This is a genomic window from Paenibacillus sp. FSL P2-0322 (genome assembly GCF_037975315.1).
Taxonomy (GTDB): domain Bacteria; phylum Bacillota; class Bacilli; order Paenibacillales; family Paenibacillaceae; genus Paenibacillus; species Paenibacillus polymyxa_B.
In genome coordinates this window covers 111,687-136,167 of sequence record NZ_CP150243.1, presented here as the reverse complement: position 1 = coordinate 136,167, position 24,481 = coordinate 111,687, and the positions used below count along the sequence as shown (strand labels likewise).

Genomic DNA, 24,481 nt, shown 5'->3' with positions numbered 1-24,481 from the left:
TTATCTCAAAAATAACGTTATTGTGAATACTGCTCTCCAAGGTGCACATCTTAAGTTAAGCCTAATTCCTGGCACCTAGGAAGCGGGGGAACCAGTTTGGGTGAATTGATCTCGCAACAGAGTGGTCATAGGGGAACCTTCTACCGAATCCTTAAGCTAACCTCGCAGGCATTGGAAGGGGTATATTTTTTTTGAAGAAGAAGCTAACGATCGCAGCTATGGGTCTTGCCATTGCCTTTACATCTTTTACATTCGGTGGCGGCAGTGCATATGCAGACTCTAAGATGGACCAGGTCATTCAAGATGCCAAAGGAACGAGCTACAGAAGCGGAGGCACTACACTCGAGGGATTCGATTGCTCCGGCTTCACAATGTATGTATTCAACAAACTGGGAATTAAACTTCCGCATCAATCCGGATCACAATTCAAAATGGGATCTTCTGTATCCCGCGATGAAATGAGACCTGGAGACCTGGTGTTCTTCAACACCACAGGAAGAGGCATTTCCCATGTAGGTATCTTCGTAGGTGAAGGGAAATTTGCCCACTCCTCGACTTCACGTGGTGTAGTAGTTAGCTCACTGAACGAAAATTATTACGCTAACCGCTATGTCGGTGCAAAAAGAATTATGAGCACAGACGCTTACCATTCTGTAGCTTCAGAAATTCCTGATGACGACAACGTAGAATAACTAACGCACAGCAAGCTAACCCTAGCCGCAATTTGATTCTGGCCGGAATCGAATTGCGGTTTTTTATGTCCACAACATCAGCAATTATTATCATTACTGACGAACTGAAGCCTCAAAAGGTTTCAATTTTAGCGAACATCGTCGGTTTTACCGTCAGCGCTGGGGGAGCATATGAGCAGTAATTCCTTCTTATTGAATGTATACCCGACTTGAGTATGAAATAAACACGCTTGCCATTCCCCTGCAACTTGTCTACAATCTGTTGTTAATGATTGAAGTACCTGTAAAAGGAGGATGGAACACATGCCGGCCTCAATATCCAACTATCAGATCGTACCGATGGACGAGCATCAAGCGGCTGCAATCTGTGAGTGGCGCTATGACCCACCTTATAATATATACGGTTGGCTCCCCTGGGAACAAATGAAGGCGCTTGAAGTCGAATTTGGAAGTCCCACGCTTCGTCAAGAGCAATATGTTGCCGTACTGGATGAAGAGAATAAGCTGACGGGATTTGCTCAATATTTTCCTATGATCGGTGTGACCCGGCTAGGTCTTGGAATGCATCCTGAAAGATGCGGACATGGCAAAGGCGCTGATTTTGTCCGTGCCATTGCAGAGGAAGCCCAACGACGCAACCCGAAGAATGAAATTGATCTAGAGGTACTCACTTGGAATGGGCGCGCTATCCGGGCTTACAAGGCGGCTGGATTTGAGCTTACAGATACCTATGAACGCCAGACTCCCGATGGCAAAAAACCGTTTTTTTGTATGGTATATCGTCCCGAGCACCAAACCCAGGTTCTATGATAAAAGCGCCTTCGGCATACAACCGCGATGTTGTATAGCGAAGGCGCTTTTATCATCATACGACAGATCATTACAAGCTCAATGACTGCTGCGCATTTTTTCAAAAGCTTCATTATATTGTTGGGCTTCCTTAATATCCACGGCCATAATACCGCCGTCGTCCCAAGAGGTCAAACGCAGAGTCACGGTCTTGTAATCAATCGTAATAAATGGATGATGATTGAATGCTTCAGATATAGCGGCAACTTCATCCACGAATGCAATCCCTTTCATAAAACTGGAAAAATTATATTTCCGAACGATCCAACGTCCTTCCTCCAGTTCCCAGCCCTCCAGTTTCTCCAGATGTGCTTCAATCTCTTCTTGTGTAAAAGGCATGTTACGAACTCCTCCCCGTTTATACGGAAGCCTTTCGACCGCTTAAATACGGCCAAAACTACGATATATTGGTGTACATATTACCACGGCCCCGTTGATAAATCCATAAGACGGACCTCAAATCAAAGGGACTGACGTCAGCTCCTCGTCTCCAATGAGTACATAGATACGATGCTGCTCCGGCTCATAGATCACAACGCCACTGCCTACAGTGATTATGGGCTCTGTACCCAGTGCATAAAATAAGTCTTCTGCCAAAGCTTCATTGACTTCCTGGCGTCCCGCCGGGTCCAGCCTGTCCCAATCTTCTGCTTCCATCTCAAAAAATTCATAGCTGTCTGGGATGCGTCCCACAGCCTCTGTCAAATCGTTCAAAATTTGTTCATACTCACGCCCATGCTTTACTCCCATGCCATTTCCTCCAATGGTTCCGCCATTCAATACATAATCACCTTATTATACCGGAAATTCGCACTTAACAAAAAAGAGAGTTTTGTCGATAAATACTATAATCCGTCTTGTAATGACGCGCTTGGGGCAAGGACGACCCCGGCGGCATGAAAGGATTCAAAATCTATTCTCATGGATGAGGTGTATCATGCAAATTTCAACCATTATCGGACTTGTGCTCGGGATTATGTCACTGGTCGTCGGGATGATCTTAAAAGGCGCTCCGGTCGTCAATCTGGTCAATAATCCCGCTGCTTACATGATTATTTTCGTCGGAACGGCAGCGAGTATATTTATGGCCTTCCCGATGGCAGAAATCAAACGGATTCCGAAGCTGTTCAAGGTTATTTTCACCGAACAAAAACTGTTAGACCGCAAAGAGCTCATCGGTACGTTTACCGAGTGGGCATCCATTACCCGTCGTGAAGGTCTGCTTGCCTTGGAATCTAAGGTAGAGGAAATCGACGATCCCTTTATGCGTGGCGGCATGCGAATGATTATTGACGGAAATGATCAGGAATTCGTACGGGACGTTCTGATGGAGGATATCAATGCTACCGAGGACCGACATCGCTCTGGCGCGCTGATCTTCTCTCAAGCTGGTATGTACGCTCCAACGCTCGGGGTACTCGGTGCGGTTGTAGGTCTGATCGCCGCTCTGGCCGACCTTAGTGACATGGAAAAGCTCTCTCATGCCATTGCAGCAGCCTTCATTGCGACGTTGCTCGGTATTTTTACAGGTTATGTCCTGTGGCATCCGATGTCCAACAAGCTCAAACGGTTATCCAAAAAAGAAGTGGAGCTTAAATTAATGATGGTCGAAGGTCTGCTTTCCATTCAATCGGGGATATCGACGATTGCCATCAGTCAGAAACTGACGATCTTCCTGACTCCGACCGAACGGGCTACGTTGACCCAGAAGGATGGCGATTCCAGTGAGTAAAAAGAGACATGAACCGCATGAAGAGCATGCTGACGAAAGCTGGCTGTTGCCATATTCCGACTTAATGACCCTTCTGTTGGCTCTTTTCATTGTCTTATTCGGTATGAGCTCGCTCGACGCCAAAAAATTTGAAACTATGGCTCAATCCCTGAGTGCAGCTTTTAGTGGCGGCACTGGCGTGCTGGATCACTCGGCCGCGAATCCGTCGTCACAATCCATGGATATGGGCAAAAATAAAGAACAAGTATCACAACCCTTAAAATCGAAGGCTACTTCTACCTCTGAACTGCAAAAACAGTTGGCCCAGCGGGAAGAAGAAGATTTAAAAAAACTTAAAAAACAAATGGATCAATACATTCAAAATAACGGCCTGACCCCGTTGCTGAATACCAAGCTGAACCAATCACAGCTGATGATCACCATTAGTGATAATGCCTTGTTTTCATCCGGGCAGGCCGAAGTAAAGCCGGAAGCAAGAAAGCTGGCCAAGTCTATTTCTAGTATGCTTCAGCAGTTCCCTGGCTATGATGTTATCGTATCGGGTCACACGGATAATGTACCGATCTCCAACAGCCAGTTCCCGTCCAACTTTGATTTGAGCGCCAAGCGCTCTCTGAATTTCTTGCGTATCTTGTTGCTCAATCCAGATCTCGATCCAACCAAGTTTGTATCCATCGGTTATGGCGAGTATCGTCCATTGGCAAGCAATCAAGATGGTCAAGGACGCTCCAAAAACCGTCGTGTTGAAATATCTGTTCTCCGCAAATATCAGAACGGGACACAAGTCATCAGTCCTACCTCAAGCTCGAGTGAAGGTTGATTATGCATATGTTATATGAACAAAGGCACCGCCGCATTTTTATGCAGCTGGTGCCTCTTTGTTTATGCTTCCTGTACTTCTGGCCCTGTCAGGTACACGATCATACGCTGTAGGCTATACGAAACTCCTCTGGCATTAGCTAAGCGTATAATCGAGCATCTGGCCAAGCTCCTGCTTCTCAGCCTCTGTCAGATCACGCCAGGCACCTTTCTGAAGGGACCCCAACCGAATATTCATGATTCGCAGCCGTTGCAGTTTTTTTACTTCATAACCGAAGGCAGCACACATACGCCGGATCTGACGATTTTTCCCTTCAGTCAGGATAATACGGAATACATACTCAGATACACGCGTCACCTCACAAGGTAGCGTCCGCTGGCCGAGTATTTTCACCCCGCTGGACATGCCCTGCACAAAAGACGGTATGACAGGGCGATCCACTGTTACGATATATTCTTTCTCATGCTTGCCTTCTGCCCGTAAAATCTTATTCACAATGTCTCCATCATTGGTAAGTAAAATGAGACCTTCCGAATCCTTATCCAGGCGTCCAATCGGGAATATCCGCTGCGGGTGCCCCACAAAATCAACAACATTGCCTCTAATGTGGCTCTCCGTTGTACTTGTAATGCCCACCGGCTTGTTCAATGCAATATAGACGTGATCGGACTTCTCGCGCAGTGGCTTGCCGTTCACGCGAACATCATCGCCTTCCTCCGCTTGACTACCCAGCACGGCCACTTCGCCGTTAATCGTCACGCTGCCGCTCTCTACCAGCTTGTCCGCCTCCCGACGCGAGCAAAAACCGGTTTCGCTGATAAACTTGTTAATGCGCAACCTGTGTACCCTCCATTTCTACTAACACACTTCCTCCTGCGCCCCTGCCCGTTACTCCGGCTTGGCAATCGGAAGCTGCACCAGGGCTGTCGTTCCCTCTCCCTCTGTGCTTTCAATATCCAGTGTGCCTTTATGACTCTGTATAATACGCTGGCTGACCATAAGTCCTAGTCCTGTCCCTGTTTCTTTGTTTGTGAAAAAAGGTTCTCCTAGCTTGGACAGCATTTCTGCAGGAATACCCGTTCCCTGGTCCCGTATGAAGATTTTAACGCTTTCTCCCTCCAAGAACAAATGAATCGTGATGATACCACCTTTACTCATAGCCTCCATGCTATTTTTAAGTAAATTAATGAATACCTGTTTTAACTGATTTTCTTCGGCGTATACCAGGGCAGGCTCGTCCGTGACCTGAAGATTGAATACAATGCCCAGCAGATGCGCCTGACTATCTAGTAAAGAAATCACATCGCTCACAATATAGCGAACATCTTTTTTCTGAAAATGCACCGCCTGTGGCTTCGCCAGAATTAAAAACTCGCTTACAATCAAATTAATGCGATCCAGCTCAGACATCATAATATCGTTGTGTTTCATATTCAACACTTGATTTTGCTGCTGTAGTTGGAGAAAGCCACGTAGCGTGGTTAGCGGATTACGAATCTCATGCGCTACGCCTGCCGCTAGTTGTCCGACGGTTGTCAGTTTCTCTGATCTGCGCAACAGCTCCTCCATCCGGTTGCGACCCGTGATATCACGCGACACGCAGATAAACCCCAAAATCTGGCCTTCTTCATCCAGAATAGGCGACGTGCTCATACTAATCTCTACCGTACTTCCATCCTTACGCATTCTAAGGGACTCACTTGATACGATGCTCTCTCCCTGAAGCAGGCTCTTCTTCTGAAATTCATACTCCTCCTGTTGCTGCGGAGGTACAAACTCCAGCTTACGACCAACCAACTCTTTCTTGGTCCAGCCGTACAAAGCTTCGAAGGCATGATTGACCCGAACGACACGATCCTCTTCATCAGTCACATGAATCGCATCTGCTGTCTGATTAATAACCGATTCCAGATGCTCCTTTACAGAACGGTTCTCTTCATACATTTGTTCGAGTCTTCTCGTATACACCCCCAAATTGTAGGCCATCGCATTGATGCGCTCACCCAACTGTGCAAGCTCATGACCACCCTTGATTTCTAGCCGTGTATCAAAATGACCATCAGCCATCTCGTTCACTTTGCCCAGAATCGACTGAATTGGACGGACAAACAGACTGGCAAGCACATAGCTTCCAATGATCACAACCTCTAAAAGGACAATAGAAATGGCAATTAAACTAATCAATTGCTTGGAAATAACAGAAGTGATCGTATCATAATTCATAACAATACGGATAACATAGGCATCACGGTTAGCCGGATAAAAAGGTATGTAACTGACGAGAACCCGTTCGCCTTTAATATAGCAGTCTTGTACAATACTCTCCCCCGAGATGATAGCCCTGGACACGGCCAAACGATCCTCCTGCACTCTCGTTAGTTGATACGTGCCGAATTGGATCGGTTTGTTGTACATGTAATAGTATTTCCAGTCGTTCCCGTTCTTGTCCATCGTAGCGCCACCAAAGGTTGCAGGGTTAATTCCTGTAATCTCCATGATGCGATAATCCACTTGTTGGGTTTGCTTTACGATCTCATCGGGACTCAGGATGGTTATGAAATTTTGTACTGAAGTATCCTGAAAGGAAATTCGAATTAAGTAGTTACGTTTTTGGTCATAATAAAATCCCCATTTATTAATATGTGAGGAGTCTGAACCCGTGTAGTCAAATGATCCGGTCCAAAAATGATCCAGTTTCTGACCTTGCGCCATTGCAGCCTGTCCATGCTCATATAATTGGTCAACTGCATTTTTCCAATGCCCGGTCAATGGATCGGATGGCGTTACTTCTTTAGGATCGGAGGATTTGACAACCTTATACCCCTGCCCGTCTCGAATCATCAAAGAAATATTAATATCCCTGTGGAGTGTGGCTATCTGTTGAAGCTGTTCCTGCTGAATATTTCGGATGTCAGGATCGAGCTGATTGGCAGCCAACGTGGCAGAAAGCCACAGATTATATCCGAGCTGTTTGTCAACGGCCTCCCAGCTATGTTGGGTTTGTTCGATAGCTCCTCCGATAATTTTAGCGGTCAGAACCATTTTAGTTTCACTGTCACTTCTTAGATTTTCGTGGGTCGTGTAATAATTGAGTGCGATGTTTAACAACAGGATAAACAAGACGGACCCCGACAAAATGATCGTTATTCTGATTTTTATCGACACACTGATTTCTCACCTCTTGCCGTATGCTGGCGATTACTGGCAATTGCTAACTCAATGATACCGTAATAGCGCCTCTGATACCAGCATTTACATTTACCGGATATACATAAATACACACCTTGTGTACAGTATTGTCAATAGACGGGCGTTTGCCTACAATATAAGAAGATAATCATCCACAGGTAGTCCACAAATACACAGATTTTATTATAAACTGTGGATAAACCTGTGGACAAGTGCCTTGTTATCCACAATTTTATTCACATCATGTTAACAACGGAATATTTGTTCGTTGGATAATTCCGCGTTTGAAAGGAGCATTTTCCCAGTGACCACTATGGATCACGCCTATTGGATGAAAGAAGCCATTCAGGAAGCGTATAAGGCAGAAACGTTAGGTGAAGTCCCCATCGGAGCTGTCATCGTAAAAGATAATGAAATCATCGGCCGCGGTTACAATTTGCGCGAGACGGATGCTGACCCAACCGCACATGCAGAGATGGTTGCCATTCGTCAGGCCAGTGAGCACTTAGGCGCTTGGCGCCTGCTGGATTGTAGGCTGTATGTCACTCTGGAGCCGTGTCCAATGTGCGCCGGAGCCATTGTTCAATCACGGGTTCCCCATTTGATATACGGAACTACAGATCCCAAGGCAGGCTGCGCAGGCACGCTGATGAATTTATTACAGGAGCCTCGGTTTAATCACTGTACAGAAGTAACTAGTGGTGTACTGCAGGAGGAATGCGCCTCGCTGCTAACGAGCTTTTTTCGGCATCTCCGGCAAAAAAGAGCGGCAGCCAGATTGTCTCCTCCCCCATCCTCATCCTGAGGGGGAAAAGTCCAAAACACTTCATCTCATTGCTAATTCCCCATGGAAGGAGACCAACCCATGCCTATGAGCTTGTATAATACGCCTCAAGGTATCTTTTTACGGCCATTTAGCTTGGCGGATAGCGAAGCCCTTCTCGCCCTTAGGCACCGTAATAGGGATTCCCATGCGCCTTATGAGCCGCTTTACGAGGATTCATTTTTCACATTAGAGAAACAGCAGGATTATATCCGTCAGAAATTGCGTCAGGCCGAAGAGGATCGAGGTTACGTGTTCGGTATCTTTCTCTTAAAGGAAGAACGGCTCATCGGTTATATCTCTATTTCCAATCTAGTACGTGGAGTTGGACAATTCGCTGATATCGGCTACATGATGGATCATCATGAACAGGGTAAAGGGCATATGACCGCTGCCTTAAAGTTGATCATACAATATGCCTTTCGTGCCTTATCTCTACATCGTCTCCAAGCGGGTACCCTTTTGCATAATGATCCCTCACAACGTGTATTAAAAAAATGCGGCTTCCAGCCAGAAGGCATTGCTCGCAAGCTTATACAGATTCAGGGCGCATGGCAGGATCACCAGATGTTTGGACTTTTGGCTGAGGATGACGTGTGGCAGAGCTAAATGACTGCACAGGGACAACATTAACAGTAAACAAAAAACCGCCCGGCTTATGCCGAGCGGTTTTCTTACATCATATACGAAAAAAATGATGTTTTGCAATCATGTCATCCCATAATTAAGGAGCAACAGTTTGCATTTTTTGTTGCAGTTGTTCCATAGTCAGGACTTGATCACCTGTTGGAATACCCACTTTAAATGCTGCTTTAGCATTGATTTTGCTGTATTGCGTGTAGCCTGTTACGGACAATTTCACATTGTCTTTTGTAGCCGGATCATTCATCTCTACATTCGCATTCAGGTCTTGATACACAGGAATGTTATCCTTGTTCAAAGCTGTGTTAATGTCAAATTGTTTCACCGTCAAATAGTTTTTCAACTCGTCCAGCTTTTTGCTAACTTCGCTGGTGTTGGATTGCAGTTCTTTCTTCGCTTCAGCCAACTCTTCCTTCTTCACTTGAAGCATGCTAGCATATTCATCTTTAGACATCACATCAAGGACTTTAGGAAGCGCCTTAGTGATAAATGTATTGGTCGCTTGCTTCACATTGTCGTTCGTTATTTTAAACTGAACTACTTGTTTAGCTTCAACGCCTTGTGGCAATTTAGCGTCTTTAGGATCAATATCAAAGAAGTACGTAGCTTGATCATACTCGTTCATAATCGCAGCAATCACTTCATTCGCAAATTTCTGCGATTTTTCCTGATCCATGGCTGCAGGGTTAAATTCTTGTCCTGATTGTTTAGCCAGTTCTTGTGGATCAATGATCAGGAATTTACCTACAACATCCTGTGGAAGCGGGTAAAATGGAATATTAGGAATTTTAACGTACAGTTTATCTTTAGTCATTACCATTGGAATCGTGAAGCTGGTGGAAAGATCACCCTTCAAATGAATACCGAGCGTCATTTCAGATTGGAAAGGTTCTTTTTGGTATACACCATCCAACGTAATATCAGCATTTTTCAGCATGCTAGTTACCATTGCACTTTGCTCACTTGGAACAGAAGCGGATGTAATTGTCAGTTCCTTAATCGTGAATTGACTTTTGGATTCATAAGAATTCAATTTCATTGCATTAGCTGTACCGGTCGTAACAGCTTCCTTCGGTTCTAACTTCTTGCTACAACCTACCAGGGCTACCGTCATAAGCAACACCATAGTGAGTACCAAGACGGATAACTTTTTACTCATTGTGTAGATTCTCTCCTCTCGTATTTAACCCCTTTATTTATGCTAACAAAAAAAATACACACCCTCTATTTTAACTCATATTCTCAAACGGCGAAACACTTATTGGAAAATTTTCTTACAATAAGCACAAAGACACCCTGGCTCTCTAACCAGGGTGTCTTACACTATGCAATATATTTTAGGAGAAAGGTCTGCCTGCTTATGAGCCTTCTCTATTATGGTGATCCACGTGATTCCGCTGTTTCACCTTCTTGGAACCGGATAACGGCTCCTGCTGATGACTACGCTCACGCTTTTCGTTACTTCCACCAGAATCCTGTGCTTCGGGAACAGGAATGGCTTTAGGCTTGCTCATTTATGCATCCTCCATTCTCAGTCTATATTTTTGGTACATCAACGAATCCGTTTATTACCATTAAAAATAGGACTATAGATGGTGTAGATCTTCCGTTTTATCGTGATTTAGTGAATCCTGATGACGGCGATCATTACGATCCTGCTGCACTTGCTGTGCCTGATGACTATTAACTGGACGTTGCTCCAAATCATCAACAATGTTAGACAGATTTTTATCCAGTCCGTTTTTGGCTTTTGTCATGTAGCCTTCCTCCTCATTCCTTCATGACCTACGAATGCGTCAACGACTGTAATGTTTGGGCACATTGGTGAATATGCCGAGTATAATCGGACACTAACTGCTGAATGATATCTGTTCGTTCATCCACAGACTGTCCGTCCCGCTCTACATCGACTAAGCTAACCTGTACTTCCCGGGAGTCTACATAAGTACATGCAAAATCAAAGGAGTACATTTGTCGGCCTTCAACCTCGATGTGGATTCGTATAGCCCGGTTATTGGCTTCATCTGCCTGTACCTGTGATTTGTCCCCTGAATTCAAAAGAATCGGCAGTTGTTCCTGCCAGGCCTCTACCAGCTTTTGCTGGTCTACTGTCATTTCTCGATTCATGCCAGCACCTCCACATCTGATAACGTGTGAAAAAAACGAGCTTTTTATACAACAAAAAAGCCATTCTCCACGATTCCTGATCATTAGCTTATAAAGGCCAATGTATCAGCTATCGTATTTGAATGACTTGGTTTATTTAGAATATGGCGGAGAGGATGGGATTCGAACCCATGTGAGCTTGCACTCTAACGGTTTTCAAGACCGCCCCGTTATGACCGCTTCGGTACCTCTCCAGGTGGTAAATGGATAAAGCTGCTTCCCTTTTAACATACTCAGGCGCAACAAAATTATTTTACCACAGGATTTCTAAGAATGCAACACTTACTGCTTAGGAGCAATAACCTCAATGCCTCGCATATATGAACGCAGCACTTCTGGGATCACGATGCTTCCGTCCTCTTGCTGATAGTTCTCCAAAATAGCAGCCACAGTCCGTCCTACAGCCAATCCTGAACCGTTCAGCGTATGTACAAATTCAGGCTTCGCCTTCGAATCTGGACGGAAACGAATGTTTGCACGACGCGCTTGGAAGTCTTCTGTGTTTGAACAGGAAGAAATCTCGCGGTACATGCCACTCTCAGGCAACCATACTTCCAGATCGTACGTTTTGGCAGACGTAAAACCCATATCTCCAGTGCAAAGTGCCAGCACGCGATATGGAAGTCCGAGCAGCTGTAAAACACGCTCAGCGTTATTCGTCATTTTCTCCAATTCCTCATAAGAGGTATCCGGGTGAACTAGCTTAAGCATCTCTACCTTATTGAACTGATGCTGACGGATCAGGCCACGTGTATCACGTCCTGCTGATCCTGCCTCCGAGCGAAAGCAAGAGCTGTATGCTACATAATATTTTGGAAGCTGCTCCGCATTCATAATCTCTTCACGGTGGTAGTTCGTTACCGGAACTTCAGCCGTAGGAATGAGATAATACTCAGTATCACGCAGCTTAAACAAATCTTCTTCAAACTTCGGAAGTTGACCCGTTCCGTACAAGCTGTCCCGATTTACAATGTATGGAGGAAGCATTTCTTCATAACCATGCTCACTGCTGTGCAGATCCATCATAAAGTTAATCAGCGCACGCTCTAATCTTGCTCCCAATCCTTTGTAGAACGTAAAACGAGAACCTGTTACCTTGGCTGCTGCCTCAAAATCAAGAATATCTAGATCCTGAGCCAATTCCCAATGCGCTTTAGGTGTAAAAGAAAACTCGCGTGGCTCCGACCAGCGACGGATTTCTACATTATCCTCTTCCGATGCACCTACAGGTACTGTTTCATTAGGAATATTCGGAATAGACATCACCAGTTCGTCGATCTGTACTTCCAGTTCGCGTACTTGCTCATCTAATTCTTTAATACGATCGGAGACTTGACGCATTTCTGCAATAAGATCATCCGCATTTTCCTTATTCTTCTTCAACTTGGCTACTTCACCGGATACCACGTTCCGACGATTTTTGAGTCCTTCGCTTTCTTGAAGTAACTCACGACGGCTTACATCCAGATCTGTAAAACCATTAATCAGATCCAGAGATTTCCCCCTGTTCTGCAAAGCTTTCTCAACCCGACCAAGCTCATTACGTAAAATCTTTATATCTAACACAGGTAATCCCTCCTACACTACAAACCTGACTTTCCACTATTCGCGGACCATATCCACAAAATATTGATGTAACCGGTAATCGTCTGTTAACTCCGGATGGAAGGATGAAGCCAGCAAATGACCCTGACGGGCTGCCACGATCTCGCCGTTATACTCAGACAGCACATCTACTCCCGTTCCAACAGACTGTATTAATGGCGCGCGTATAAATACAGCACGAACCGGTTCCTCAATCCCTTTAATGTTCAAGTCTGTTTCAAAGCTTTCTCTTTGGCGACCAAATGCATTACGCGATACTGTAATATCCATGAGTCCCAAATGTGCTTCTTCCTGTCCTTGAATCGTTTTAGCCAGTACAATCAATCCCGCGCAAGTGCCAAATACAGGCTTGCCTTGATTGGAAAACTGACGTATAGCCTCTATAAAATCATACTTGCGCATTAGCTTACCGATAGTGGTACTTTCACCACCGGGAATGATAAGACCGGACAGCTCATCGAGCTGTTCGATCTTCTTCACCGCTATACCTTCCGCACCCGCACGTTCAACGCTTCGTATATGTTCAGCTACAGCGCCTTGCAGCGACAATACACCTATTTTCATGCCGGTCCCTTCTTTCTTACCAACCACGATCCTGCATGCGCTCATGCGGTGCCAGTTTGGAAATTTCAATGCCTTTCATAGGAGTCCCCAAATTCTTGGAGACTTCTGCAATCAGCTTGTAATCCGTATAATGAGTGGTTGCTTCCACGATTGCACGTGCAAACTTCTCAGGGCTATCCGACTTGAAAATACCAGAACCTACAAAGACGCCATCAGCGCCTAAATGCATCATTAACGCGGCATCGGCAGGTGTCGCTACACCACCCGCTGCAAAGTTGACCACAGGCAGCTTGCCAAGCTCATGCACTTCCAACAGCAGTTCATAAGCAACTCCGAGGTTTTTCGCTTCTGCATACAGCTCGTCCTTCGACAAGTTTTGCACCTTGCGAATTTGACCATTGATAAAACGCATATGCCGAACGGCCTCAACAATATTCCCAGTTCCCGGTTCGCCCTTCGTACGGATCATAGATGCACCCTCACCAATACGACGCAGCGCTTCTCCCAGATCCTTGGCTCCACAAACAAATGGAACGGTGAACTCCCGCTTATCAATATGGAAAACTTCATCCGCAGGTGTCAGCACTTCGCTCTCATCGAGATAGTCAACACCGAGAGATTCCAGTACCTTTGCCTCTACAAAGTGACCGATGCGAGCCTTAGCCATAACAGGAATAGAAACAACCTTCATAACTTCTTCCACAATCGTTGGGTCAGCCATACGAGCAACCCCACCAGCTGCACGGATATCCGAAGGCACCCGTTCAAGAGCCATTACAGCTGTAGCTCCTGCTGCCTCTGCAATTTTAGCCTGCTCAGCGTTCATGACATCCATGATTACGCCGCCTTTTTGCATCTCTGCCATACCTCTTTTTACACGCGAAGTTCCCGTTTCCATGTCGTTGCCTCCTGTAAGGGTTACGTTTAGATTCTAACTTAATATTTTACCGCACGAATGCCAAATACACAATCATTTCAAGCTGCAAAATAAGTAATGAAAAACAAGGTAGGTCGCCTAGCTTTGCTTTTTTAGAAGAGGTTCTTAATTCCTTGGAACAGATCTCCGAAGAAATCACCGATTGCCCGGAAAAGCATTCGGAACCAGCCGCCCTCTTCTACTGCCGTCGTAGTAACCAGATCTACGGTTTTCGTCTGCCCTTTATCCACACCGTCTGTCTTGTAAGTGTACGTAATTGTTCCGACTTTGGCCCCTTGCTTCAAAGGTGCCACCAGAGAGCTTGCTGGTGTAATGTTCGTTGTAAAGGTTACCTTAGGATTGCTCGCACCCTTAGGTACAATAAAGCTTACTGCATCCTTGGTGACGATCGGTACTTCTGTTTCCGTACCTTTGGTCACTGGCACATTCTCAACACCCTTAACCACCGTCTTTGGAGCAACAACCTGCTTCACTTCAAAGTTATCAAAACCATAGTTCAGCACTTTAGCTGTCTCTGTAAAACGGTGTGCATCTGAATCAGCTCCCATAACTACACTGATGAGACGCACTCCGTTGCGTTCAGCGGTTCCTGTAAAACAGTTGCCAGCATTAGCCGTATGGCCTGTTTTCATCCCGTCTAAACCTGGGTAAGCAAACTTTCTAAAGTTAGTAATATTTTTGTTTGCTTCTAGCATCCAGTTATAGTTAATAATCGGCGCCTTGTCGGTAGGACGGAATTTGTAAGATTGAATTGTGGTGAATCGTGTGTAATCCGGATGATCTTTAATGATGTAACCAGCCAGAGTAGCTGCATCTCTCGCTGTCATCACAGTTTCCCGGTCTGTATCCGGCTGGAAGCCTTTCGGCATATCACCACGGTCCAAACCAGTCGAGTTGATAAAATACGTATTTTTCATGCCCATTTTCTGAGCTGTTTCATTCATTAGTTTTACAAAGTCCTGCTCGGTTCCGGATACGCGTTCAGCAAGGGCTACTGTGGCGTCATTAGCAGAACCTACCGCCATTGCAATATAAAGCTCTTCTACCGTATGTTGATCCCCTTGAGCCAAAAAAATACGTGATCCAATGCTCTTAGAAGCATTCTCGTTAACCGTAACCTTATCCGTCCACTTGAGTTTACCTTGCTTAACCTGTTCAGCCACGATGTACTCTGTCATCATTTTAGTCATACTTGCTGGTGGAAGTGGCTCATCTGGATTCATAGACAGCAATACTTGCCCCGTGGAAGGCTCGATCAAAATGGCAGAACGTAGTGCCAGACTAGGGGGGTTAATAGAACCTGTCCCCGTAATATTGGTTGCCTGTGTTGCCGCTCCAGCTGCAAAAGTAGCCACGCTAGAATCGAAATTGCCTACAACAGGCAATGCCGACATATACATCATATTAAGCACCATGACTGCAGTCACACTCTTTTTAATCATGCTGCGTTTTGTATTTTCCTTTAAATTGTTCGCTTTCAAATGAATACAAACTCCTCTCGTACCTCAACCCGATCCGCTATGTATAACGAGACGGTGGTTATAGCCTCTACTTGGCCAATGTAGTTAATGTTTTAACGTTATAAAATCCAGTTTTATTTCGTTTTCTTAGTTGTATCCTGTCATGAGCATTTCCTGCTCGAATCTTCTTCACTGGTAGGAATCGTCCAAAAGACCTACGTGCCCTAATTCATCACTAATTTCGTCATAAAGGCGGACACTTGTCTATTCTATCACAGGGGTATCTCTAAAAAAAGACAGGCAGAGCGAAATACGCTCTGCCTGTCGTCAAGTCTACTACAGCCGAACTTTATAGAGAGTAGTTTGGTGCTTCTTTCGTAATTTGCACATCATGCGGATGACTCTCACGCAGACCAGCACCTGTAATACGGATAAAGCTTGTATCGTTACGAAGCTCCTCAATATTAGCTGTACCGCAATAACCCATACCAGAACGAAGACCGCCCAACAGCTGATGAACAGTGTCGGAAAGTGGTCCTTTATAAGCAACGCGTCCTTCTATGCCTTCCGGTACCAATTTCTTGTCGTCATCTTGGAAATAACGATCTTTACTACCTTGCTTCATCGCAGCCATAGATCCCATGCCACGATATACTTTGAAGCGGCGTCCTTGATAAATTTCAGATTCGCCTGGGCTTTCTTCCGTACCTGCAAAAAGACTTCCCAACATTACCGCAGAAGCTCCTGCCGCAATAGCCTTTGTAATTTCACCGGAGTATTTAATACCGCCGTCTGCAATAATCGGAATATTATATTCACGTGCTACTGTTGCACAATCATAAATTGCTGTTACTTGTGGAACACCAATCCCTGCGATTACGCGTGTTGTACAGATGGAGCCTGGACCAATACCGACTTTTACGACCGATGCTCCAGCTTCAATCAATTCGCGCGTTCCGTCACCAGTAGCTACATTACCTGCTACAATCGTCAGATCAGGATAAGCTTCACGCAGCTTGCGGACTGCTTCAATAATGTTAATATGATGCCCGTGAGCAGAGTCCACAACAATCATATCCACACCAGCTTTTACAAGTGCTTCAGTCCGATCAAATGTATCCTTGGAAATGCCGACAGCCGCACCGACCAGAAGACGCCCTTGTGCATCTTTCGCTGCGTTCGGAAATTGAATAGCTTTCTCAATATCTTTAATGGTGATAAGGCCTTTGAGATAATTTTCATCATCGACCAAAGGGAGCTTTTCAATTTTATGCTTTTGCAAAATGACTTCCGCTTCCTGTAAAGTCGTACCTACAGGTGCAGTTACCAGTTCTTCCTTCGTCATGACTTCACTGATTTTAAGGTTAAAATCGTGAATAAAGCGAAGATCGCGGTTAGTAATAATACCCACCAGTTTGTTTTCTTCGTTTACAACAGGTACACCAGAAATACGGTATTTACCCATAACTGCTTCAGCATCGGATACCAAATGATCCGGAGTCAATGAGAATGGATTGGTGATAACACCGCTCTCCGAACGTTTAACCCGATCCACCTCTACCGCTTGCTGTTCAATCGACATATTTTTATGAATAATACCGATACCGCCCTCACGAGCCATCGCGATTGCCAACACTGCCTCAGTAACAGTATCCATACCAGCACTCATCAAAGGAATATTCAGCTTTACGTTATCACTCAAACGAGTCGCTACGCTTACTTCTTTGGGCAGAACCACCGACTTGCGAGGTACCAGCAAAACATCGTCAAAGGTAAGGCCTTCCTTACCGAATTTATCTTCCCACACCAAGATGATCCTCCTTCAAATTGTTTAGTCTGTATTGGTCTTGTTGTCTGTCCGACATGGACAAATCAAGGCTCTCTGAAAATATATTATTGCAATCTTAGCAAAGCGGTATAGGGGTGTCAAGCCTTCATCAATAGCCCTAACCTTTAGTATTTCCCTGTACAAACAACTGTACTCCTACGAAGGACAACCTTTAAAAATAAGCGTTTCCAAAGGTATTAACTATTCACAAGAGCATATCTCCTCTTTGAATACGCAGCATAGAAGCAATTATATAAGTGGTTTGTAGCGCAATATACCAAAGAGGACCATAATCTCATTGAGATTATGGTCCTCTTTACTTGTTGCTTGGCGACGTCCTACTCTCCCAGGACCCTGCGGTCCAAGTACCATCGGCGCTGGAGGGCTTAACGGTCGTGTTCGGGATGGGTACGTGTGGAACCCCTCCGCTATCGCCACCAAACATGAATTTACATCGTAAATTCTTTAACAGGAATCAGCATCGCCAAATGCTGTGTGTTCGCTTGTTTCATATAAGCTACTTGAGCTTATACAATACAAAACTTACACCCTGAAAACTGGATCCGAAACTCATTGCGTTTTATTTTTAGGATAAGCCCTCGACCGATTAGTATTGGTCAGCTCCATGCATTACTGCACTTCCACCCCCAACCTATCTACCTCGTCGTCTTCAAGGGGTCTTACATACTGGGAAATCTCATCTTGAGGGGGGCTTCACGCTTAGATGCTTTCAGCGCTTATCCCTTCCGTACATAGCTACCCAGCGGTGCTCCTGGCGGAACAACTGGTACACCAGCGGTACGTCCATCCCGGTCCTCTCGTACTAAGGACAGCTCCTCTCAAATTTCCTACGCCCACGACAGATAGGGACCGAACTGTCTCACGACGTTCTGAACCCAGCTCGCGTACCGCTTTAATGGGCGAACAGCCCAACCCTTGGGACCTACTTCAGCCCCAGGATGCGATGAGCCGACATCGAGGTGCCAAACCTCCCCGTCGATGTGGACTCTTGGGGGAGATAAGCCTGTTATCCCCAGGGTAGCTTTTATCCGTTGAGCGATGGCCCTTCCATGCGGTACCACCGGATCACTAAGCCCGACTTTCGTCCCTGCTCGACTTGTAGGTCTCGCAGTCAAGCTCCCTTCTGCCTTTGCACTCTTCGAATGATTTCCAACCATTCTGAGGGAACCTTGGGGCGCCTCCGTTACTCTTTAGGAGGCGACCGCCCCAGTCAAACTGCCCACCTGACACTGTCCTCGCACCGGATCACGGTACCAAGTTAGAACCTAGATACGATCAGGGTGGTATCCCAAGGATGCCTCCCTTCAAGCTGGCGCTCAAAGTTCAACGGCTCCCACCTATCCTGTACAGATCGTACCCAAATTCAATATCAAGCTGCAGTAAAGCTCCATGGGGTCTTTCCGTCTTGTCGCGGGTAACCTGCATCTTCACAGGTATTAAAATTTCACCGGATCTCTCGTTGAGACAGCGCCCAAGTCGTTACGCCATTCGTGCGGGTCAGAATTTACCTGACAAGGAATTTCGCTACCTTAGGACCGTTATAGTTACGGCCGCCGTTTACTGGGGCTTCGGTTCATAGCTTCGCCCGAAGGCTTACCACTCCCCTTAACCTTCCAGCACCGGGCAGGCGTCAGCCCGTATACTTCGCCTTGCGGCTTCGCACAGACCTGTGTTTTTGCTAAACAGTCGCTTGGGCCTTTTCACTGCGGCCCCCTCGGGCTATTCACCCTACCGAGGCACCCCTTCTCCCGAAGTTACGGGGTCATTTTGCCGAGTTCCTTAACGAGAGTTCTTCCGCGCGCCTTAGAATTCTCTTCTCGCCTACCTGTGTCGGTTTGCGGTACGGGCACCTTCTCCTGGCTAGAGGCTTTTCTTGGCAGTCTGAGATCATGACCTTCGCTACTATAATTTTCGCTCCCCATCACAGCCCAGCCTTACGATGTGCGGATTTGCCTACACACCAGCCTCACTGCTTAGACGGACATCCATCAGTCCGCGTCACTACCCTACTGCGTCACCCCATCGCTCATAACGGATTACGGTGGTACAGGAATTTCGACCTGTTGTCCTTCGACTACGCCTATCGGCCTCGCCTTAGGTCCCGACTTACCCTGAGCGGACGAACCTTCCTCAGGAACCCTTAGGCTTTCGGCGGATCTGATTCTCACAGATCTTTTCGTTACTCATACCGGCATTCTCACTTGAATGCAGTCCAGCGCTCCTTACGGTACACCTTCAACCCGCATTCAACGCTCCCCTACCCCTGATGCAATGCATCAAGCCATAGCTTCGGTGGTGTGTTTAGCCCCGTTACATTTTCGGCGCAGAGTCACTCGACCAGTGAGCTATTACGCACTCTTTCAATGGTGGCTGCTTCTAAGCCAACATCCTGGTTGTCTGTGCAACTCCACATCCTTTCCCACTTAACACACACTTGGGGACCTTAGCTGATGGTCTGGGCTGTTTCCCTTTCGACAATGGATCTTAGCACTCACTGTCTGACTCCCGGAACTAAATCTATGGCATTCGGAGTTTGACTGAGCTTGGTAACCCTTGCGGGCCCCGCACCCAATCAGTGCTCTACCTCCACGATTCTATTTCCGAGGCTAGCCCTAAAGCTATTTCGGGGAGAACCAGCTATCTCCGGGTTCGATTGGAATTTCTCCGCTACCCCCACCTCATCCCCGCATTTTTCAACATGCGTGGGTTCGGGCCTCCAGTGCGTGTTACCGCACCTTCACCCTGGACAGGGGTAGATCACCCGGTTTCGGGTCTACGTCCACGTACTCATTCGCCCTATTCAGACTCGCTTTCGCTGCGGCTTCAGCTCTTCACCTTAACCTTGCACGGGAACGTAACTCGCCGGTTCATTCTACAAAAGGCACGCCATCACCCATAGATCGGGCTCTGACTTCTTGTAAGCACACGGTTTCAGGATCTATTTCACTCCCCTTCCGGGGTGCTTTTCACCTTTCCCTCACGGTACTGCTTCACTATCGGTCGCCAGGGAGTATTTAGCCTTGGCAGATGGTCCTGCCGGATTCATACGGGGTTTCACGTGCCCCGCACTACTCGGGATCCGTCTCGGAGAGAACAAGTTTTGAACTACAGGGCTTTTACCTTCTCTGGCGGGCCTTTCCAGACCTCTTCATCTAACCGGTTCCTTTGTAACTCCATGTGAGACGTCCCACAACCCCAAGGAGCAAGCTCCTTGGTTTGGGCTAATCCGCGTTCGCTCGCCGCTACTGACGGAATCACTATTGTTTTCTCTTCCTCAGGGTACTTAGATGTTTCAGTTCCCCTGGTCTGCCTCTATTCTGCCTATGTATTCAGCAGAAAGTGACTGTCGATGAAGACAGCCGGGTTTCCCCATTCGGACATCCCCGGATCAAAGCTTGCTTACAGCTCCCCGAGGCCTTATCGTTGTTCGCCACGTCCTTCGTCGGCTCCTGGCGCCTAGGCATCCTCCGTGTGCTCTTTGTAGCTTAACCTAGACTTTTCTTTCAAAGAAAGAAAATGTCGATGTTCGATAAAGAATGATTTTTGCCAAAGGCAAAAGATCTTTCCTTACCTGCTACCTTTATTTCACTTGTTTACACAAGATCAGCTTAAAGGAATATTCTAAAACGCAATTTCGTTTCGGTATCCAGTTTTCAAGGTGCAATTCGCTTCTTCGAAGCGAAACCCGATGAATATTTCGGTTCCACACGGATGTGTGAATGAAACATTCGTCGAAGCTTGAGAGTTTGAGCTCTCAAAACTGAGCAACGAGTGAGTAACAGGCCTAAACCTGAGTTTTGAAGCTTACGCTTCATATTTGAATGTTTCCGTTGCAGGAAACGATTCTCCATAGAAAGGAGGTGATCCAGCCGCACCTTCCGATACGGCTACCTTGTTACGACTTCACCCCAATCATCTACCCCACCTTCGGCGGCTGGCTCCCTTGCGGGTTACCCCACCGACTTCGGGTGTTGTAAACTCTCGTGGTGTGACGGGCGGTGTGTACAAGACCCGGGAACGTATTCACCGCGGCATGCTGATCCGCGATTACTAGCAATTCCGACTTCATGTAGGCGAGTTGCAGCCTACAATCCGAACTGAGACCGGCTTTTCTAGGATTGGCTCCACCTCGCGATTTCGCTTCCCGTTGTACCGGCCATTGTAGTACGTGTGTAGCCCAGGTCATAAGGGGCATGATGATTTGACGTCATCCCCACCTTCCTCCGGTTTGTCACCGGCAGTCTGCTTAGAGTGCCCAGCTTGACCTGCTGGCAACTAAGCATAAGGGTTGCGCTCGTTGCGGGACTTAACCCAACATCTCACGACACGAGCTGACGACAACCATGCACCACCTGTCTCCTCTGTCCCGAAGGAAAGGCCTATCTCTAGACCGGTCAGAGGGATGTCAAGACCTGGTAAGGTTCTTCGCGTTGCTTCGAATTAAACCACATACTCCACTGCTTGTGCGGGTCCCCGTCAATTCCTTTGAGTTTCAGTCTTGCGACCGTACTCCCCAGGCGGAATGCTTAATGTGTTAACTTCGGCACCAAGGGTATCGAAACCCCTAACACCTAGCATTCATCGTTTACGGCGTGGACTACCAGGGTATCTAATCCTGTTTGCTCCCCACGCTTTCGCGCCTCAGCGTCAGTTACAGCCCAGAGAGTCGCCTTCGCCACTGGTGTTCCTCCACATATCTACGCATTTCACCGCTACACGTGGAATTCCACTCTCCTCTTCTGCACTCAAGCTCCCCAGTTTCCAGTGCGACCCGAAGTTGAGCCTCGGGATTAAACACCAGACTTAAAGAGCCGCCTGCGCGCGCTTTACGCCCAATAATTCCGGACAACGCTTGCCCCCTACGTATTACCGCGGCTGCTGGCACGTAGTTAGCCGGGGCTTTCTTCTCAGGTACCGTCACTCTTGTAGCAGTTACTCTACAAGACGTTCTTCCCTGGCAACAGAGCTTTACGATCCGAAAACCTTCATCACTCACGCGGCGTTGCTCCGTCAGGCTTTCGCCCATTGCGGAAGATTCCCTACTGCTGCCTCCCGTAGGAGTCTGGGCCGTGTCTCAGTCCCAGTGTGGCCGATCACCCTCTCAGGTCGGCTACGCATCGTCGCCTTGGTAGGCCTTTACCCCACCAACTAGCTAATGCGCCGCAGGCCCATCCACAAGTGACAGATTGCTCCGTCTTTCCTCCTTCTCCCATGCAGGAAAAGGATGTATCGGGTATTAGCTACCGTTTCCGGTAGTTATCCCTGTCTTGTGGGCAGGTTGCCTACGTGTTACTCACCCGTCCGCCGCTAGGTTGATTAGAAGCAAGCTTCTAATCAACCCCGCTCGACTTGCATGTATTAGGCACGCCGCCAGCGTTCGTCCTGAGCCAGGATCAAACTCTCCATTAAAGACCAACCGAAGCTGGTTTATAGAAAGAGCGATAAGCTCATTTTGAAACTGACGAGATAAAAAATATCTCTTGTTTGATTTTGCGAACAAAATCGTTTTACTCACTCGTTGTTCAGTTTTCAAAGATCAAACATTCTTTTTCGGTCGATTCAGTTTATCGCTTCACCAACTCTTATATCATATCATCTCCGAACCAACTTTGCAAGCACTTTTTTAAATCTTTTTTTGTAACACTCGCTCGCAATATTGTATTTCTTGGCCGGAATTAGAGTATACCACTCCGCATATTTAAATGCAACCGTTTTTTAATAAATTGTTTTTACTATCTTTATTGTTGTAATGACATCCTGTGTACTCTGTACTTTTGCTAAATGAACTTAGTTATCTGCATCCAAGAACGACGTGAGATCCATTCAATGATCTCGAATACGCGTGTTGCTCATTACAACTCAAGTGCATATTCTGCTTTTTCTTTAATATTGATGATTTGACAAAGAAAGGATGGGTAAAAAAGATAAGGAGCTAGCAACAAACCATGCGATAGCAGCTTTGTTTCACGCAACTTTAGGTAATGATTAATTATAGCTGTATAGAGGAGTAGATTTTCTAATGAAGCAACGAAGGCGAACATGGACGAGAATTGTGTTTCTTATCATCTCTTGCTTACTGCTTTTCGTGATCTCAGGATTTGTGTATGAGTGGATTGCATCCAAAAAGGATAAATCACAATACCCACCTCCGGGGGAATTGGTCGATGCCGGGGGTTATCGACTCCATATTCGTAAACTCGGTAACGGCTCTCCAACAATATTGCTTGAATCAGGGAGCGGGGAAAGTAGCCTGTCATGGAGAGATATTCCCGAAAAACTGTCATCATTCGCCACTGTTGTATCCTATGACCGGGCAGGCTATGCCTGGAGCGAGGAGGCTGCTACTCCACGAACCGGGGAAAACATCGTTCGAGAGCTTCATGTCGCCTTAAAAAACGCAGACATCCAAGCTCCTTATATTCTGGTAGGCCATTCCCTTGGAGGGATGTACTCAAGACTGTACGCGCAGACATACAAAGACGAAGTGGCAGGATTGGTTCTGGTGGATGCCAGGCCTGAAAATGACGCTCGCCGGACAAATGAGATCTATGCCAAGGAACGGCCTAAAGTCAATCCCTCCCCGTTAATATCCATTCTCCTAGAAAAGTCAGGGGCTTTTCGCCTGTTCCCCAATTTAATGCTAACGGGTCGGGTCGAATATCAAGATAGAAAATCTTTTGTGAATATTGTCGCTTCCTCTAAATACTTTCGATCTGTTGCGGAGGAGGGTGATCTAGCAAGCACTACCGAAGATGCCATACGGGGACAGCATCTGGGTAATCTCCCTGTACGTGTAATTGCCCGGGGCATTCAACAAGATTTGACTCAGTTCGGTATTAGTAAACGCGGAAATGATCAGATCGAACAAAGCTGGCAAATGGGACAGCGCGAGATGCTTAACATCTCTACAAACAGCAAATTTATTGTTGCCAAGAAGAGCGAGCATATGATCATCCATGATCAACCGGAGCTTGTCATCCAAGTCATCCGTGAACTCATCACCGACACCAGTCACTTTCAGTCAACCACGTCTAAAGCATACACAGATGATTAGGGACTTTATATGTTAAGGACAGCTTAAAAAAAACAAAAGACGCCCGGGTTCCTTCTATATAAAGGAATCCGGGCGTCTTTGCTGCCTAACACTTATTAT

At 46.5% G+C, this 24,481-nt stretch carries 20 protein-coding genes, 1 tRNA gene, 3 rRNA genes and 1 riboswitch; of the genes, 7 read left to right on the top strand and 17 right to left on the bottom strand.

The features are described 5' to 3' along the window. Nucleotides 1–48 precede the first annotated feature (48 nt). A riboswitch (cyclic di-AMP (ydaO/yuaA leader) is annotated at nt 49–186 on the top strand. 5 nt (nt 187–191) lie between these two features. After that, nucleotides 192–692, top strand: a complete 501-nt coding sequence (locus MKY24_RS00540; protein WP_025723776.1) for a C40 family peptidase — start codon at nt 192–194, stop codon at nt 690–692. 303 nt (nt 693–995) lie between these two features. Then, nucleotides 996–1,502 carry a GNAT family protein gene (locus tag MKY24_RS00535; RefSeq protein ID WP_339201231.1) on the top strand — a complete coding sequence of 169 codons (507 nt, stop codon included), beginning with the start codon at nt 996–998 and terminating at the stop codon, nt 1,500–1,502. A gap of 78 nt (nt 1,503–1,580) precedes the next feature. Here MKY24_RS00535 and MKY24_RS00530 read toward each other — a convergent pair whose 3' ends face one another. Continuing rightward, nucleotides 1,581–1,880 carry a 4a-hydroxytetrahydrobiopterin dehydratase gene (locus tag MKY24_RS00530; protein WP_007428083.1) on the bottom strand — a complete coding sequence of 100 codons (300 nt, stop codon included), beginning with the start codon at nt 1,878–1,880 and terminating at the stop codon, nt 1,581–1,583. A 117-nt stretch (nt 1,881–1,997) separates the two neighbouring features. Next, nucleotides 1,998–2,291, bottom strand: a complete 294-nt coding sequence (locus tag MKY24_RS00525; protein WP_028542600.1) for a hypothetical protein — start codon at nt 2,289–2,291, stop codon at nt 1,998–2,000. Between the two features lie 187 nt (nt 2,292–2,478). Here MKY24_RS00525 and motA point away from each other — a divergent pair, with 187 nt between their 5' ends. Then, nucleotides 2,479–3,273, top strand: a complete 795-nt coding sequence (gene motA, locus MKY24_RS00520) for a flagellar motor stator protein MotA (protein ID WP_028542601.1) — start codon at nt 2,479–2,481, stop codon at nt 3,271–3,273. Then, a complete protein-coding gene (motB, locus tag MKY24_RS00515; RefSeq protein ID WP_025723781.1) occupies nt 3,266–4,093 on the top strand; it encodes a flagellar motor protein MotB in 828 nt (275 codons plus the stop codon). The genes motA and motB overlap by 8 nt, the downstream gene beginning before the upstream one ends. Nucleotides 4,094–4,228: 135 nt before the next feature. Here motB and rluF read toward each other — a convergent pair whose 3' ends face one another. Together rluF and MKY24_RS00505 are read right to left on the bottom strand one after the other, a co-directional pair. After that, nucleotides 4,229–4,930, bottom strand: coding sequence for a 23S rRNA pseudouridine(2604) synthase RluF (gene rluF, locus MKY24_RS00510; protein WP_028542602.1), 702 nt, complete (start codon nt 4,928–4,930; stop codon nt 4,229–4,231). Between the two features lie 51 nt (nt 4,931–4,981). Continuing rightward, nucleotides 4,982–7,258 (bottom strand): PAS domain S-box protein, encoded by a 2,277-nt coding sequence (locus tag MKY24_RS00505; protein WP_028542603.1) that lies wholly within the window; start codon nt 7,256–7,258, stop codon nt 4,982–4,984. A 328-nt stretch (nt 7,259–7,586) separates the two neighbouring features. Here MKY24_RS00505 and tadA point away from each other — a divergent pair, with 328 nt between their 5' ends. Both tadA and MKY24_RS00495 read left to right on the top strand, forming a co-directional pair. Further along, a complete protein-coding gene (gene tadA / locus MKY24_RS00500) occupies nt 7,587–8,087 on the top strand; it encodes a tRNA adenosine(34) deaminase TadA (RefSeq protein WP_053324343.1) in 501 nt (166 codons plus the stop codon). A gap of 60 nt (nt 8,088–8,147) precedes the next feature. Next, the gene (locus MKY24_RS00495) at nt 8,148–8,714 is read left to right on the top strand and encodes a GNAT family protein (RefSeq protein ID WP_053324342.1); all 567 of its coding nucleotides are present in this window, start codon (nt 8,148–8,150) and stop codon (nt 8,712–8,714) included. 115 nt (nt 8,715–8,829) lie between these two features. On the opposite strand, the gene MKY24_RS00490 is transcribed toward MKY24_RS00495, so the two are convergent. From MKY24_RS00490 to MKY24_RS00430, 13 genes are all read right to left on the bottom strand, one after another. Next, nucleotides 8,830–9,906 carry a hypothetical protein gene (locus MKY24_RS00490; protein WP_339201230.1) on the bottom strand — a complete coding sequence of 359 codons (1,077 nt, stop codon included), beginning with the start codon at nt 9,904–9,906 and terminating at the stop codon, nt 8,830–8,832. 199 nt (nt 9,907–10,105) lie between these two features. Further along, nucleotides 10,106–10,261 carry a small acid-soluble spore protein P gene (locus MKY24_RS00485; protein ID WP_025720032.1) on the bottom strand — a complete coding sequence of 52 codons (156 nt, stop codon included), beginning with the start codon at nt 10,259–10,261 and terminating at the stop codon, nt 10,106–10,108. A 72-nt stretch (nt 10,262–10,333) separates the two neighbouring features. Next, on the bottom strand, nt 10,334–10,504 hold the full coding sequence (locus MKY24_RS00480; protein WP_007428073.1) for a hypothetical protein: 171 nt from the start codon (nt 10,502–10,504) through the stop codon (nt 10,334–10,336). 28 nt (nt 10,505–10,532) lie between these two features. After that, nucleotides 10,533–10,874, bottom strand: a complete 342-nt coding sequence (locus MKY24_RS00475; RefSeq protein ID WP_013308177.1) for a hypothetical protein — start codon at nt 10,872–10,874, stop codon at nt 10,533–10,535. 144 nt (nt 10,875–11,018) lie between these two features. Further along, a tRNA-Ser gene (locus MKY24_RS00470) sits at nt 11,019–11,107 on the bottom strand. A gap of 88 nt (nt 11,108–11,195) precedes the next feature. Continuing rightward, complete coding sequence (gene serS, locus MKY24_RS00465; protein ID WP_025720034.1) at nt 11,196–12,479, bottom strand: serine--tRNA ligase; 1,284 nt, start codon at nt 12,477–12,479, stop codon at nt 11,196–11,198. A gap of 36 nt (nt 12,480–12,515) precedes the next feature. Continuing rightward, nucleotides 12,516–13,082 carry a pyridoxal 5'-phosphate synthase glutaminase subunit PdxT gene (pdxT, locus tag MKY24_RS00460; protein ID WP_029514961.1) on the bottom strand — a complete coding sequence of 189 codons (567 nt, stop codon included), beginning with the start codon at nt 13,080–13,082 and terminating at the stop codon, nt 12,516–12,518. A gap of 16 nt (nt 13,083–13,098) precedes the next feature. Further along, on the bottom strand, nt 13,099–13,980 hold the full coding sequence (gene pdxS / locus MKY24_RS00455; RefSeq protein WP_025720037.1) for a pyridoxal 5'-phosphate synthase lyase subunit PdxS: 882 nt from the start codon (nt 13,978–13,980) through the stop codon (nt 13,099–13,101). A 131-nt stretch (nt 13,981–14,111) separates the two neighbouring features. Next, a complete protein-coding gene (locus MKY24_RS00450; RefSeq protein WP_028542609.1) occupies nt 14,112–15,500 on the bottom strand; it encodes a D-alanyl-D-alanine carboxypeptidase family protein in 1,389 nt (462 codons plus the stop codon). A 328-nt stretch (nt 15,501–15,828) separates the two neighbouring features. Then, nucleotides 15,829–17,286 (bottom strand): IMP dehydrogenase, encoded by a 1,458-nt coding sequence (guaB, locus tag MKY24_RS00445; protein WP_013308172.1) that lies wholly within the window; start codon nt 17,284–17,286, stop codon nt 15,829–15,831. 346 nt (nt 17,287–17,632) lie between these two features. Beyond that, nucleotides 17,633–17,749: ribosomal RNA gene (gene rrf, locus MKY24_RS00440) — 5S ribosomal RNA — on the bottom strand. A 145-nt stretch (nt 17,750–17,894) separates the two neighbouring features. After that, nucleotides 17,895–20,819: ribosomal RNA gene (locus MKY24_RS00435) — 23S ribosomal RNA — on the bottom strand. Between the two features lie 362 nt (nt 20,820–21,181). After that, nucleotides 21,182–22,737: ribosomal RNA gene (locus tag MKY24_RS00430) — 16S ribosomal RNA — on the bottom strand. Together the 16S, 23S and 5S rRNA genes form the textbook arrangement of a ribosomal RNA operon. Nucleotides 22,738–23,347: 610 nt before the next feature. Here MKY24_RS00430 and MKY24_RS00425 point away from each other — a divergent pair. Then, on the top strand, nt 23,348–24,382 hold the full coding sequence (locus MKY24_RS00425; protein ID WP_068938689.1) for an alpha/beta hydrolase: 1,035 nt from the start codon (nt 23,348–23,350) through the stop codon (nt 24,380–24,382). Nucleotides 24,383–24,481 lie beyond the last annotated feature (99 nt).

Excerpts from the sequence above, each read along its gene's own strand:
- MKY24_RS00525 (WP_028542600.1), bottom strand. The coding sequence starts at position 2,291 with ATGGGAGTAAAGCATGGGCGTGAGTATGAACAAATTTTGAACGATTTG.
- MKY24_RS00425 (WP_068938689.1), top strand. The coding sequence starts at position 23,348 with ATGAAGCAACGAAGGCGAACATGGACGAGAATTGTGTTTCTTATCATC.
- MKY24_RS00535 (WP_339201231.1), top strand. The coding sequence starts at position 996 with ATGCCGGCCTCAATATCCAACTATCAGATCGTACCGATGGACGAGCAT.
- MKY24_RS00530 (WP_007428083.1), bottom strand. The coding sequence starts at position 1,880 with ATGCCTTTTACACAAGAAGAGATTGAAGCACATCTGGAGAAACTGGAG.
- MKY24_RS00480 (WP_007428073.1), bottom strand. The coding sequence starts at position 10,504 with ATGACAAAAGCCAAAAACGGACTGGATAAAAATCTGTCTAACATTGTT.
- pdxT (WP_029514961.1), bottom strand. The coding sequence starts at position 13,082 with ATGAAAATAGGTGTATTGTCGCTGCAAGGCGCTGTAGCTGAACATATA.
- MKY24_RS00495 (WP_053324342.1), top strand. The coding sequence starts at position 8,148 with ATGCCTATGAGCTTGTATAATACGCCTCAAGGTATCTTTTTACGGCCA.
- motA (WP_028542601.1), top strand. The coding sequence starts at position 2,479 with ATGCAAATTTCAACCATTATCGGACTTGTGCTCGGGATTATGTCACTG.
- MKY24_RS00485 (WP_025720032.1), bottom strand. The coding sequence starts at position 10,261 with ATGAGCAAGCCTAAAGCCATTCCTGTTCCCGAAGCACAGGATTCTGGT.
- MKY24_RS00475 (WP_013308177.1), bottom strand. The coding sequence starts at position 10,874 with ATGAATCGAGAAATGACAGTAGACCAGCAAAAGCTGGTAGAGGCCTGG.
- pdxS (WP_025720037.1), bottom strand. The coding sequence starts at position 13,980 with ATGGAAACGGGAACTTCGCGTGTAAAAAGAGGTATGGCAGAGATGCAA.
- MKY24_RS00490 (WP_339201230.1), bottom strand. The coding sequence starts at position 9,906 with ATGAGTAAAAAGTTATCCGTCTTGGTACTCACTATGGTGTTGCTTATG.